General features: G+C 63.9%; 8 protein-coding genes. 3 read left to right on the forward strand and 5 right to left on the reverse strand.

Going from position 1 to position 13,783, the window contains the following annotated elements; genetic code table 11:
* Window positions 1–169: 169 nt before the first annotated feature.
* Window positions 170–1,051, forward strand: coding sequence for a sulfite exporter TauE/SafE family protein (locus KY495_RS05470; RefSeq protein ID WP_219882715.1), 882 nt, complete (start codon window positions 170–172; stop codon window positions 1,049–1,051).
* Here KY495_RS05470 and KY495_RS05475 read toward each other — a convergent pair.
* Together KY495_RS05475 and KY495_RS05480 are read right to left on the reverse strand one after the other, a co-directional pair.
* Complete coding sequence (locus tag KY495_RS05475) at window positions 1,048–4,356, reverse strand: DEAD/DEAH box helicase (RefSeq protein ID WP_219882716.1); 3,309 nt, start codon at window positions 4,354–4,356, stop codon at window positions 1,048–1,050. The two genes, KY495_RS05470 and KY495_RS05475, sit on opposite strands and share 4 nt — an antisense overlap.
* A gap of 146 nt (window positions 4,357–4,502) precedes the next feature.
* Window positions 4,503–9,650, reverse strand: coding sequence for a RecQ family ATP-dependent DNA helicase (locus tag KY495_RS05480; protein WP_219882717.1), 5,148 nt, complete (start codon window positions 9,648–9,650; stop codon window positions 4,503–4,505).
* Window positions 9,651–9,903: 253 nt separating this feature from the next.
* Between KY495_RS05480 and KY495_RS05485 the strand changes: the two genes are divergently transcribed.
* A complete protein-coding gene (locus tag KY495_RS05485) occupies window positions 9,904–10,350 on the forward strand; it encodes a hypothetical protein (protein WP_219882718.1) in 447 nt (148 codons plus the stop codon).
* Window positions 10,347–10,988, forward strand: a complete 642-nt coding sequence (locus tag KY495_RS05490; RefSeq protein ID WP_219882719.1) for a PIN domain-containing protein — start codon at window positions 10,347–10,349, stop codon at window positions 10,986–10,988. The genes KY495_RS05485 and KY495_RS05490 overlap by 4 nt, the downstream gene beginning before the upstream one ends.
* Before the next feature lie 21 nt (window positions 10,989–11,009).
* Here KY495_RS05490 and KY495_RS05495 read toward each other — a convergent pair whose 3' ends face one another.
* From KY495_RS05495 to KY495_RS05505, 3 genes are all read right to left on the reverse strand, one after another.
* Window positions 11,010–11,177 (reverse strand): hypothetical protein, encoded by a 168-nt coding sequence (locus tag KY495_RS05495; protein ID WP_229518504.1) that lies wholly within the window; start codon window positions 11,175–11,177, stop codon window positions 11,010–11,012.
* A gap of 254 nt (window positions 11,178–11,431) precedes the next feature.
* A complete protein-coding gene (locus KY495_RS05500) occupies window positions 11,432–11,845 on the reverse strand; it encodes a hypothetical protein (protein WP_219882721.1) in 414 nt (137 codons plus the stop codon).
* A gap of 252 nt (window positions 11,846–12,097) precedes the next feature.
* Window positions 12,098–13,669, reverse strand: coding sequence for an AbgT family transporter (locus KY495_RS05505; RefSeq protein WP_219882722.1), 1,572 nt, complete (start codon window positions 13,667–13,669; stop codon window positions 12,098–12,100).
* Between the last annotated feature and the right edge of the window lie 114 nt (window positions 13,670–13,783).

Below are 13,783 nucleotides of genomic sequence, written 5' to 3' on the forward strand. Positions count from 1 at the left end.
TATACCAAAAAGTCATAAGGAAACCAGAACAATGTCGTATCGAATCTAACACGAGGCCAGTATCCTTGTTGCACACCCCCGCACCAACAAGGAAATGATGAAGCTGTATCGGAAACTGGCTGACCCGTCGGCAGAGTCAACCCACCATGTCGCGGCGCCACTGCCGGCAATGCCACTTGCGCCAGCGCTGCGCTTCGCGACGGGTTTTACGTCGCTGGTCATGCTGACGCTGGTCTTGTTCATGATGACCCGCTTCCTGCAGTCGAACGATTCCAGCACCATCCTTTCCCTGGTGGAGCAAACCCTGTCAGACCGAATGTTCTGGGCGGCCGTGGCAGTGGGCTTCCTGGCCCAGGCCATCGACGGCGCGCTGGGCATGGCGTATGGCATCACGTCCACCACGTTTCTGCTCAGCGCCGGCGCTACCCCGGCCATGGCCAGCGCCAGCGTCCACATTGCGGAAATTTTCACGACCGGCGTATCCGGCGTGGCACATGCCAAGATGGGCAACGTTGACAAGAAACTATTCCTGCGCCTGCTGGTGCCGGGCATGATCGGCGCCGTCCTGGGCGCTGTGCTGGTCACCCAGGTCGACGGCAAGGCCTTAAAGCCGGTCATTTCGGCTTACCTGCTCATCATGGGCTTGTACATCCTGAGCAAGGCATGGCGCGCGATCAAGCCGCGCAAGGAAGAACCCCGCCACGTTGCCAAGCTGGCCCTGTTCGGCGGTTTTGTCGATTCGGCTGGCGGCGGCGGCTGGGGCCCCGTGGTCACCACCTCGCTGGTCGGCTCAGGCTGCGATCCACGCACCACGATCGGCTCGGTCAATTTCGCCGAGTTCTACCTGGCGCTGGCCGGTGCAACGGCTTTTACGCTGATGGTGGGAACGGGTGTGTGGGTCCTGGTGCTTGGTCTCATTATTGGCGGCCTGGGCGCAGCGCCATTCGCGGCGCTGGTCACCAAACGGCTCAAGACACGCACCCTTCTGGTTCTCGTTGGTACCCTGATTAGCATCGTCAGCGTCTTTAATCTGTTCAAGGCGCTCAATTAAGCGACGCCAGGCGCCCCCCTTTGCAGCGGTGCCAGGATCGCCCGCAAATCATCTTCGGTCAGCTGCAGGCTGTGCGCCTCTTCTCCGCTCAGGATGGCGCTGGCCAGCACTGCCTTCCTGCGCTGCATTTCGTGGATTTTTTCTTCCAGGGTGTCCTTGGCAATGAGCTTGTACACAAATACCGGCTTGTCCTGGCCGATGCGCCAGGCACGGTCAGTGGCCTGGCTTTCCACCGCGGGATTCCACCACGGATCGTAATGGATCACAGTGTCGGCCGCCGTCAGGTTCAGGCCGACGCCGCCTGCTTTCAGGCTGATCAGGAAAACCGCCACCTTCCCGCTCTGGAATGCCTTGACCTGCGCGCTGCGGTCCACCGTCTCGCCCGTGAGCAAGGCATACGCGATACCGCGTTCACGCAACTCGTCCTCGATCAGCGCCAGCATGCTGGTGAACTGGGAAAACACCAGAACCTTGCGTCCTTCGTCCAGCAATTCTTCCAGCATCCCGGTCAGTTCAGTCAGCTTGGCCGACGGTGCTGCCATGCGCGCGCGCCCACGGGCAGGCACCAGGCGCGGATCGCAGCACACCTGGCGCAGCTTGAGCAAGGCTTCCAGGATCACGATTTGACTGCGCGCCACGCCCTTGCTGGCAATGGCCGCGCGCACCTTCTTGTCCATCGCCAGCCGCACCGTTTCGTACAGGTCGCGCTGGGCGCCGGCCAGCGTCACTTCCCTGAGCATTTCTGTCTTGGCCGGCAGCTCCTTGGCCACCAGATCCTTGGTGCGGCGCAGCAGGAAGGGCTTGATGCGGCGCGTCAGGAAGGCATTGCGCTCGCTGTCGCCGTCGCGCTCGATGGGCTTGCGGAACTGGCTGTTAAATTGCTTCTCGTCGCCCAGCAGTCCGGGCAGCAGAAACTGGAATTGCGACCACAGCTCGCCAAGATGGTTTTGCAGCGGGGTGCCGGTCAAGCACAGGCGATGGCGGGCCTGGAGCAGGGTCGCGGTTTCGGCGGCCCTGGAACGATGGTTCTTGATGTATTGCGACTCGTCCAGGATCAACAGGTGGAAGGGCTGCAGCCGCAGCGCCTCCTCGTCGCGCGGCAGCAGGGCATAGGTGGTCAGCACCAGGTCGTGGCCGGCCATGTCGCCAAAGCGCGCGGCGCGCTCCGGGCCGTGCAGCAGCAGCACGCGCAAGTCTGGCGCGAAACGGGCCGCCTCTTCCTGCCAGTTCCCCATCAGGCTGGTGGGGGCCACCACCAGGGCCGGCCGGTCAAGGCGCCCCGCTTCCTTTTCTGTCAGGATGTGGGCCAGCGTTTGAATCGTCTTGCCCAGGCCCATGTCGTCCGCAAGGATGCCCGCCAGCCCGTACTCGCGCAGAAATTGCATCCACGCCAGGCCTTCGAGCTGATAGCCGCGCAGCCTTGCCTGCAGGCCGGCCGGCGGCGCCACCGCCTGCACGCCGGTGAATCCGGCCAGGCGCTGGCCCAGCGCGCGCAAGTGCTCGCCGCCCATCCAGCGCAGCCGGGCGCTCGCTTCGAGCTGGGCCAGCCGCGCCGCATCCACGCTGGGCAAGCGGATCGCATTGCCCACCCGCTCCAGAAAATACAGCTCGCCCAGGGTGCTGAAGATGGGCCGCACGCGGCTCCAGGGCAGGCCGACCGTCTTGCCGGCGGGCAGGCGCACCACCAGGAGCTCGGTCTCGGCACGCGCCGCCAGTGCCTGCGGATCAAAGGCGTGCGGCGCACTGCGGATCAGCTGCAGCAGGATCGGCAGCAGCGGCACGCGCTCGCCTTCCACGACAATACCGAGTTCCAGCTCGAACCAGGCCTGGCCTTTGCCCTCGCTGCCAACCTCGGCATACCAGTCCTCGATCTCGGCCATGTCGAAGCGAAAGCTGGAGGACAGTGCCACTATCCAGCCTTGCGCGCGCAAGGCCGGCACGCCCTCGCGTCCGAACGCCATCCAGGCGTGCGCATCGGCCAGCGCCAGGGCGCCGCGCATTGCCACCCCCTCCGGGCTGCGCCGAAAGCCCAGCTGTTCCAGGGTGGCATGGGCCATGGCCTCGGCCTTTGCATCGCGCTCGATCTGCTCGCTGCCCTGTGGCGTCAGGCGCAGCAAGGTGGGGGCGCCATCGAACTCGGCCGGCGTGCCATCATAGTCAAAGGAGAGCACAGCGAAATCGTGCCAGCCGGCCGCCCCGCCACCATGCCCGGCAGGCGTACTGCCCAGGAAAAGGTGGGGGGTGGGCCGAATGTCGCGGCGCATTTCCAGGCTGGCAACCGGCGGCAGCGGGAACAGACGGTCCAGCTGCAGGGCCTGCATTTCAGCGGCCAGACGCGCACTCTGGCCTTCGGCCAGCAGCGGGGCCTGCTCGACCATGTCCAGCAATTGCTCAACCTGCATGCCGCGCAGCGCCTCCGGCAGGGCCAGTTCGCCCATCTGGTCCTGGTACACGTACATGGGCGGTTCGGTTGGCAGGACCGCGCCCAGCGGGGCACCTTCGGCTTCCCAGCGCAGGCGCTGGACGCCATCGTCCATATGCCAGGCCAGCGTGGCAGCGCACCGCGGGCCGCGCACCAGCTGCTGCATCTTGCCCTTGAGGTCCTTGCGCGCCGCCGCTTGCAGCAAGATGCCCTGATCGAGCAGTTGATCGAGCAGCTGGGCCCCCATCGATTCCCGTGGCTTGGCCACCATGCTGTAGTGGTCGCCATCGGCGCGCAGCGCCAGGAACGTGCGCACCAGCGCGCGATCCGCGGCGCCGCGCACGCCAGGATCGTTCATCACGCCGTAAGTGTAGCCAATCGCCGTTGCGCTGGCAAAGCCGCCGCCGGGGAGGGGCCGCGAACGGCACAGCACCAGGTCGAGGCCGCCACGCCGCTTGCTGGGAACGAACACGCACACCAGGCGCATGGGCACTTTGCGCGGCGCCGCCGGCGCATGCGCCACGCTGATTGTTCTCACCAGATTCTGCAGCCAGAGCTGGCTGGCGTAGGACAGCGGCGCCGGGAAGCCGGTATTGGCCGGCCGCCGGTCCAGGTAAGCCAACAGGACGGCGGTGACATGCTTGCAGTTGTATTCCATGGGGCAGCTGCAACTGCCGTCGATCGGCCACCGGTCGTCATCGTTCAGGCAGATCGTTTGCTCGTAGACATTGCGGCCACTGCCGCTGACCACGCCTTCCAGTTCGTTTCCCGTCAGCCGGCAGCTCAGCACTTGCCCGCGCTGAAAATACTCGCGCCCGCGCGCCAGCGTGGCGCTGTCGGTATGGCAGACAATGTCGTGTTCGGTCAGATTGCGAAAATCCATGCGCGGCCCTGGGGAAAGAGCGTCATTATCACGCAGATGCCGGCCCTCGTCTGCTGTATGCGCAGTCGCACCCGCCTTGCCTGGGCCTGGCGCGTTGTCCCGGATGCCGGCCCCGGAAAGCTCGCCCATGCGGCACAGCGCCCAGCTCAGGGCCCGAAAACGAGCTCCGGCATGACCACTTCCCACCGGTCCCTGCGGCAGTGTGGCTGATACTCGGGCGCGTTATCGCATTTGCGCCATACCAGCACGGCGCGCACCCGCGCTTGCAGGCAGCGCATGCCGGCCGGGGCCTTGAAGTGCCTGGAAAGCCTGCCGACGGTCACGCCCGCCGTGTCATCAAACCGGATGCCACGTTCATCCTCGACATAACGCAGCTGGTCGCCTACGCGCAGGCGCGCAATGGCGCGGTGCACCGCATCGCCATCCTTCCGGCCGGCGAAACTGAGGACGAGATCCTTTGGACCGGGCAGACAGAAACGGCGCGCCAGGGGCCCCGGCGCGGGCAGCCATGGCAGCGCCGCACGGCGTACCAGGCAGGCATGCTCACCCAGTGCATCGAGCATGGGATTGCCAGCCTCCATGCGGGCCAGGGTCAGGGTCTGGCGCGCCCGTGTCATGGCCACGTAGTACAGCCGCCGCACTGCATCAGCCTCGTCCTGCCCGCTGCGCCACTGGCCATCGAGAACGACAACATGATCAAATTCCAGCCCCTTGGCACGGTGCGCCGTCATCAGCAGAATGCCGCTCTGCTGGCGCCGGGTGGCACGCCCCCATTCGGCCAGCCACTCCTGGAACAAAGGTAGCGGCACGGCAGCGCCGTGCGTATCGGCGGCAAAGGCGTCGATCGCCTCGCCCAGCATGGGCCACCATCCTGTGCCATCCTGCTGCGCCAGCCAGGCACGCAGATCGTCGGCGCTGAGCAGGCGGCCGGCGCCGGCGGCGCGGCGCTCGTCAAGATGGGCCAGCAGGGCCTGCGTTTCGCGCAGGCGCCACAGGGACGGCGTGTCGTCGTCGGCCATGCTCACCGGGATGCCTGCCGCCTCCAGCACGGCGCGCACGGGATCGAGATACTTCCACTGGCGCGCGATCAGCGCGGTGCGCGCCGGATCGAGGCCGAGCGCGAGCATGCGCTGCAGCTCGGTGAAGATGGCCAGCGCCTGCTCCTGTGCATCGCGCCCGGCCGGCAAGACCTGGACCCGCCCCTTGGTGACCGGGTCGATGGCCTGCCACGCCCCGCCCGGCTGGGCATTGGCGCGGGCGGCGTTGACGCGCACCGCCTCCGTCTTCATGCGCCCGGTGGCACGCTCGATCACCAGGTTGGCGGCGGCGACGATATGATGCGTACTGCGATAGTTTTCCAGCAGCAGTTCGGCCCGCGCCTTGTAATCGTCCGTATAGCGCTGGATAAACTCGATCGACGCGCCGGCGAAGGCATAGATGTTCTGGTCGTCGTCACCGACCGCAAACAGATTCAGGCGCTCGTCCTCGTCGCTGCGCTTGCGCCCTGCCAGCGCAGCAATGAGTGCATATTGGCCGGGACCGATATCCTGGTATTCGTCAACGAAAATCCAGCGAAAGCCGGCCAGCAGCCGGTCACGCTGGACGTCGGCGTCTTCCGGCAGCAGGCCGCGCCCCTCCAGCAAGGCAGTGGCCTCGGCCAGCACGGCCTCAAAATCGGCTTCCTCGCCGCCGCGCTGGGCAAAGCTGGCCCCCACCAGGCGCATGGCCAGTGCATGGCAGGTGAGCACGGTGACCCCGCGCGCATCGTCACCAATGAGTTCCGTGAGGCGCTTGCGGATCTCGAGCGCGGCATGGCGGTTGTACGCCAGCGCCAGGACCGCGTGCGGATTTTCGCGGCGCATGCGGATCAGGTAGGCAATGCGATGCACCAGTACCCGGGTCTTGCCCGAGCCCGGCGCCGCCAGTACCAGCACATTGGCCCCTTCGCGCTCGTCGGCCACGATATTGCGCTGGTGGGGGCGCGACAGTGTCTCGACGATGGCGTCCCACGACTGCGGTGTGCTCTGGCGGGTCAGCTCGGCCTCGCGTCCCGGCAGCCAGCGCTGGCAAAACTCATCGCGCGAGAGGCTGAAATAATCGAGCGCCAGCTGCACGGCGTCGGCCATCTTGCCCACCCCGCGCACCGCATATTCGGCCATGATGTGCACTTGCCGGGTCAGCTCTTCGTAATGCAGGGCAAGCGCCTGGTAATTGCTCTTTTCAAATTGCAGTTTCCAGTTGCTTTCCAGGTGCAGCGTCATGGCCGGACGGAAGATGGTCAGTCCCTTGTTCAAGCGCAGTACTTCCTGCTCGTGCAGCCACAGCAAGGCCCGTTCGACCAGCTTGCGCATGTCCTTGGTATCGGCCGCAATCAGGGCGTCGCCGGCCACGCTGGCAGTGAGCTTGCCGACCGTGGTCTCGGCCAGCTGATCCACACCGCGCGCCCCTGGCGGCAGGGTGGACAGCCAATGGTCGAGCAGTACCGCGGCTGCGCTGCGCCGCCGCTCCGCAAGGCGTGCCAGCGCTTGCCAGGAGCGGTTCAGGGTCACGGACAGCACTTCCGGGTCGCCACCACGCTTGAGTGTCAGGCTGCCCTTGCCGTCGTCGCCATCGCGCCCGTCGCCGGCCAGCCCGGCAATGATCTGGCGCAGCCGCTGCGGCAATACCGGAATGCCCTGGTCCTTGATTTTCTGGGTGAGCAGGCGCAGGTGCAGCTGCGAAGCCTCGCCCGCGCCCAGGTCGGGCGCCTCTTCGCGCAGCAGCGCAATCACGGCCGCTTCCAGCTCGCTGGCAATGCGCAAGCGCTTTTTCGACGCGTTCTCGACCGCCACGTGGACATAGGCGGTCATCGCCATGTCGTTGCTGGCAATGCCCAGGCGGTCGAACAGGAACAGGGTTTCGCGCAAGAGGTCGGGATCGAATCCGCCGGCTGCCATCAGCTCGTCGGTGGACAGGCCATCGTCAGCCTCGGCAGCGAGCAAAAATTCCACCAGGCGCAGGCACTGGCGCCGATAGCCGCCATCGAGCTCGGCCAGCAGCCGCTCCGCCTCGGCCACGCTGCGCACGCGCAGCGACGATGGAAAGATCTGCACCGCGTTTTCCTCACGCCGCACCAGGCCAGCTTCCTCGAGCCAGGCGATGGCGGTGCGCACCCGCGTGTCATCGGTGTTGCCGTCGCGCTTGAACTTGCCATCCTCGTCTTCCTGCAGGATTTCCCCGGGCGTGGCCACCAGCGGCTGGTCGCGCGTCTTCTTGCGCTGCAGCTGGCGCAGGGCGCGCAGCACGCTTTGGATGTCACGCCGCGACAGGCGCGACGCGGCCGACATGCCATGCTGGCGCTCGACATCATCGGCGGTGTACAGCAAGACGCTGCGCGCGTGCTGGCGGTCGCGCCCGGCCCGGCCGGCCTCTTGCAGATAGTTTTCCAGCGAACCGGGAATGTCGGCATGCACCACCAGGCGCACGTCCGGCTTGTCGATGCCCATGCCAAAGGCGTTGGTGGCCGCGATCACGCGCAGCTGGCCACTGATGAATGCCTTCTGGGTCTCCTTCTTGCGTTCGGGCGGCAATTTCGCGTGATACGGAGCCGCGGCCAGGCCCTTGTCGCGCAGGAAGGTGGCCACCTCTTCCACCTGCTTGCGGGTGGCGCAGTAAACGATGGCACCGCCGGCCGCATCGGCAGGCAGCTCCCCTTCGATCAGGCGGGCCACCACGGAAAACTTTTCCGTCTGCGTCGTTTCAATGACGTCGAAGTCAAGGTTCTCGCGTTTCGAGCCGCCGTCGAACACGGCCAGTTCAATGCCGAGCCGCTCGCGAAAGTGCGCCACGATATCGGCCACCACTTCGGGCTTGGCGGTGGCGGTCAGGCACTGTATCAGCGGCACTTGCCTGGCGGGACTGGCCTCGGCGCTCTCGCGAATGAAGCGCGCGACGTAGCGGTAATCCGGGCGAAAATCCTGCCCCCATTTCGACAGGCAATGCGCTTCATCGAAAATCCAGGCACCGATCTCGCGCTGCGCCAGCACTTTGCGCACACTCTTGTTGCGCAACTGTTCCGGCGCGATCAGCAAGATGCTGACGTCGCCCAGGCGCACCCGGTCAAGCACATCGGCGCGCTCGGGCATGGACAGCAAGCCATTGATGGCCGCGCAGCTGTCAATGCCGCGATCACGCAATCCCTTGACCTGGTCTTCCATCAAGGCCACCAGCGGCGAGATCACAATCGACAAGGCCCCGGTACGCATGAAGCGCGCCAGGGCCGGCACCTGGTAGCACAGCGACTTGCCGGTACCGGTCGGCAGAATGGCCAGCGCGTGCGCGCCGCGCATGGCAGCCTCCACAATCACGCGCTGCAAGGGCAGCCCGCTGACCTTGTCTGCCGGTTCCGGGCGAAAATCGTAATCCTCGCCGCACCACCGCTTCAGCTGCAGCAAGGCATCGTGCTCGCGCGCGCACCAGCGGCATGCCGCACTGGCACAAGGCTGGTCACGCAGCTGACGCACCAGTTGCCCGGCCTGGGGAAACTGATGCCGTACCCATGGCGGCATGACCGAATCGGTGCCGGCCACGGAAATCCAGGCCAGCGCATAGGCCAGTGGCCAGGCCAACTGGCGCGCCTGCCCGACAAGCTCCACGCTGGCCCGGGCGCAGGCCCGGTCGTCCAGCAGGCGCAGCAGCGCCGCCTGTGCGGCCGCGTCATCCGGGCGCACGGCGCCCCGCACTTCGGCAAAAAAATGGTCGAGTCCGCCCACGCCGCGCTGTTCGGTCGTCAGCCAATGCCATGCCAGCACGAGGTCGGGCGTGGTGGCGGCCATCGCTGTCAGGTTGGCGAGCTGGTCGGCAAACAATTGCTGCGCGAGTTCGGCATCGAGCAAGGGATCGTTGCGCCGATTGCCGAGCAAGCTGCCATCCTGGTAATGCTTGACCAGGTGGTGGTAGGGATTGCGCGGGAACGCCAGGGGATTGATGCGCAGGGTGTCGATGGCATCCTTGCCCAGCAGCCTGAGATTGGGCTGGACGGCGCGCAGCTGGGGCAGATCGAAGGCGATCAGGTTGTGTCCCAGCACATATCTGGCCTTGTCGGCGAGATTGTCGAGGGCGCGCAATGCATCGGGTAGCGTTCCCGGGGGAAAGGCGACGGATTCTTGCGCCGCGCTGCACACTGCAGCGAGCCGGTAGATCTTGCCACTGTCGCGACCGACTTCGAGGTCGATCGAGACCACGCAGCCGCTGATGCTGTCGGGACCGTCGCGTGCAGGGTCGGCAGGAGTGGGGCTCAGGGTGGCGATGGACATATCGCAACTATGTCCGGTTTAAGTGATGAATGCAACATGGCAAAAAGATTCATGCGCCAGGCATACCCGGCATCATTGAAACACCCGCACTTTGCACGTCGACTGATTAAGGACGCAAGCTGGCCAGCCACGCGCGTCGCACTGCGCCTTTGCTTCGCTTCGGCTATTTACACTGGCAAGTCTGACGCCCCACGCCAGCCGCGAGGGAAGATGCTACGATTGCAGCTACAACTCATGCCTCCCGAGGATTGTCATGCCATCCCAGCCTGATATTGTGGTCTATTCCCCTGATCGTCAACTCCAGCTGGTCGTGGAGTGCAAACGCATGCCAAATTCCGATCCGCGGTGGGCTGCCGAGTTGCACCGAAATTTGCTCGAACACAAAGCAGTGCCACCCTCACCATTTTTTTTGCTGGTTCTGCCAGACAAACTCTATCTATGGTCCAGCAAGCAAAAAAAAGCGTCCTATTTGCCAGACTTCCAGGCAGAAACAAGCTCTGCACTCCGGAGATATCTGCCTGAGCAATCCATACGCGGCATGACTGACCTGGGGCTGGAAATGGCAGTACGGATATGGTTGAACGACATGACCAATACGAGTGTGTCAACCGATCAGGGCACATTGCAGTCTTGGGCTGTTGACTCGGGGCTGTTTGATGCGATTCGCAGGGGAACGGTGGAGACTGAGGCGGCTGCATGATCGTGTATGTCGAGTCAAATTTCGTGCTCGAACTGGCGTTATTGCAGGATGACAGTGAGCCGTGTGAGCGCATATTGCAGCTGGCGGAGCGCGGTGTCATCAAAATAGCGATACCAGCGTTTTCACTTGGCGAGCCCTATGAAACCTTGGTACGACGGCACCGTGAACGGCGTGTGCTTGCCCTGGCTGTAGCGAAGGAAATGAATCAACTTGCGCGCTCCACGCCATATCGAGAAAGAGAAAATGCCGATGCACTGCTTGGAGTACTCAACGAGTCAGTAGTTCAGGAAACAGAACGGCTCAATGCAGTATTGTCGCGTTTGGTCGATATGGCCACGATTTTGCCAACCGACCGCGATGTGATGCGCAATGCAATAAAAGCCCAGAATGACCTCGACCTAAGTCCACAAGACGCTATCGTGTATGCCGCGGTTCTCCACAATGTCATCATCGAAAAAGAGGTCAAGTGTTTCCTCAACAAGAACGTCAAAGACTTCCTGATTCCCGAAATTGTCGCCGGGTTCGCGGCACGCAACTGTAAACTGCTAGGCAAATTTGCCGCCGGACTGGCGCATATCAGCGCGCACATCGCCAAAGCTGCGCCGACGAACGACACGCCCCCCACCCCGGGGGATTGAACCGGCGTCGTCCTGTGCCCGTTACCGACTTTCCGGATCAGTGCGCCGCTCTGGCGGTTCGCCTTCCTCAAAGCCGGCCACGAACACCAGCAGCATGTCGCCGGCCACCTTGTCGTGCCCGGCCTCCAGCAAGTTGTTGGCCATCCTGGTCAATCCGGCGGGGCTGGCGGTATCGCTGGCGTTATCCATTGCACGTCGGGTTGCTTTGCCGAGTGCAAACACCAATTCGGCTACCGCTGTATTTTCTCTGTCGCTCATGTCATATTCTTCTGTTCGGGGCGCGTGGTCATACGCTTTCGACTGACTCCAGACCGAAAGCGCCCTATCCCCAAGGGGCAAGCGCGGCTTGTGGCCGCGGCCCGCCATTATGGCCTATTTCGCAGCAGCGCCGCAGATCGCGCCCAACAGGACGCTTGCCTGCGAGGCGCCGTTCGGCGTTCCCCTCAGTCCTTCTTTTCCCTGAACTCGCCGTCAATCACCATGTCGTCCCTGTCTTTCTGACGCCCGGGGCCGGGGGCGGATTTGAACAGGGACGAGACGATCCGTCCCCAGATTGCGCGCCTGATCCAGGGGAATGCGACCAGAAAAAACGCTGCGAACGCAATCACCACGGCAGGCAGGTAGTCGCCCAGCCACAAAAAGTGCGCCAGGCTCAGCACGAGCAAGAGCACCATGGCCGGGCGCCGCAAGGGAGCCGGCAACAAACCATAGGTACGCAGCTTGCCTTTGCTAAACCACGGCACCCGGGCAAACAGGACACCGAGCAGCAGACCTGCCATGACGCGGCCAATGTCGAGATAGTGCGCCAGCACGCCAACGACCAGGAAACCGGTATAGGTCAGGGTGGAAGCCAGCATGACCAGCACCAGCAAGACAAGCGCAATGGCGAGCTTTGGCGTACGTAACGCTGTCTGGACTAGGAAGGGTAGGATTTTCGTACTCCTGCAAATGGCAACTGATGGTGATCGCGAATCTTAACAGCACTGGCGCGCGCGCGCCCGCAACAGCGGCGCCCTGTGCATCGGTCTGCACGCCAGCATGGCCCAGCAAAAACGCCAACCCAAAGGCTGGCGTTTTTGCGTGTCCGCCCGCGGCGGGCAGCGACCGGATCAGCGAACTGCCGGATAGGTAAAGGTGGAGCCGATACCGAGGGGAATGTCGAGTGCCCAGAAACCGAGCAGGAACAGGGTCCAGCACACCAGCAGCGCCAGCGAATAAGGCAGCATCAGGGCGATCAGGGTGCCAATGCCGGTCGATTGCACATACTTGCGGCAAAAGACGATAATCAACGGGAAGTATGGCAGCAGCGGCGTGATGATGTTGGTGGAGGAATCGCCCACCCGGTAAGCGGCCTGCGTCAGGTCGGGCGACACGCCCAGTTCCATCAGCATCGGCACCATGACGGCGCCGATCAGGGCCCACTTGGCAGAAGCCGAGCCAATGAACAGGTTGACCGTACCGGTCAGCAGCACGATGCCTGCCAGCGTCACGCCCATCGGGAATGCCATTTCCTTGAGCCACATGGCGCCCTTGATCGCCACCAGCGCGCCCAGGTTGGACTGGCCGAAGGCGTAAATGAACTGGGCGCAAAAGAAAGCCATCACGATGTAATAGCCCATGCCGCTCATGGCGGTGCTCATGCCCTTGACCACATCACGGTGGTTTTTCACGGTGCCGGCCACGACACCGTACACCACGCCGGGAATCAGGAAGAAAATGAAAATGAGGGGCACGATCGACTGCATCAGGGGTGCCGAGGAATGCGTCAATTCCTGGGTGGTGGGCGAGCGCCAGGCCGAGCTTTCCGGCAGGGCCGACAATAACAGCAGCGCCAGGCTGGCAACCATGGCAATGCCGGCCCAGCGCAAGCCATTGATTTCCTGGCCCTGCAACGGGTCCATCTTGGGCAGGCCGGCCGGGTCGCCATCGACGGGCGACTTGCTCAGGCGCGGTTCAATGATCTTGTCGGTCAGGAACCAGCCGACCAGCACGACCAGCAGCGTGGACGCGGTCGTGAAATAGTAATTATTGAGGGGATTGATCACGATCGCCGCGGCAGCAGGGTCCGACGAAAGGCGCGCGGCAACCTGGGTCAGGCCGGACAGGAGGGGATCAAGGCTGGAAGGCACGAATAAAGTGGCGGAAAATCCCCCCGAGACGCCGGCAAAGGCCGCCGAAATGCCGGCCAGCGGATGGCGCCCTGCCGCGTAGAAAATGACGGCACCCAGCGGGATGACCAGTACATAACCGGCATCGACGGCCACATGGCTAAGGATGCCGACAGCGATCAGGACCGGGGTCAGCAGGAGTTTGGGCGTAACCGCCAGGATCTTGCGCAGGCCAGCGTTGATGAAGCCGGTGTATTCGGCCACGCCCAGGCCCAGCATCGCCACCAGCACCACCCCAAGCGGCGGGAAGGTGACGAAGGTATTGACCATCTTCGCGGTGAAGTCCGTCAGCGCCGTGGGTGCCAGCAAGTTCTTGATCTGGATTGCCTGGCCGGTGCGCGGGTCCACTTCGCTAAATACCATGCCCGACATGGCCCAGGAAATGGCCCACACCAGCGCCAGCAGCAGTGCAAACAGGATGGCCGGATCGGGCAGCTTGTTGCCGGCGACCTCGATCAGATTGAGGACCCGATTAAAGACGCCCGGTTTCTGGGCAGTGACTTGTTTGTTCATTATGGCCTTTACATGACAGGACCATCCTGTCGACAGTTCAATTTATCCCAGCAACACAGCGCGGCGTCTTTACAGCGACGGCGGCCTGTTGCCACGTCCGCCACTATGTTACCC

Origin of the sequence: Massilia sp. PAMC28688 (genome assembly GCF_019443445.1) — a bacterium.
Lineage (GTDB): Bacteria > Pseudomonadota > Gammaproteobacteria > Burkholderiales > Burkholderiaceae_D > Telluria_A.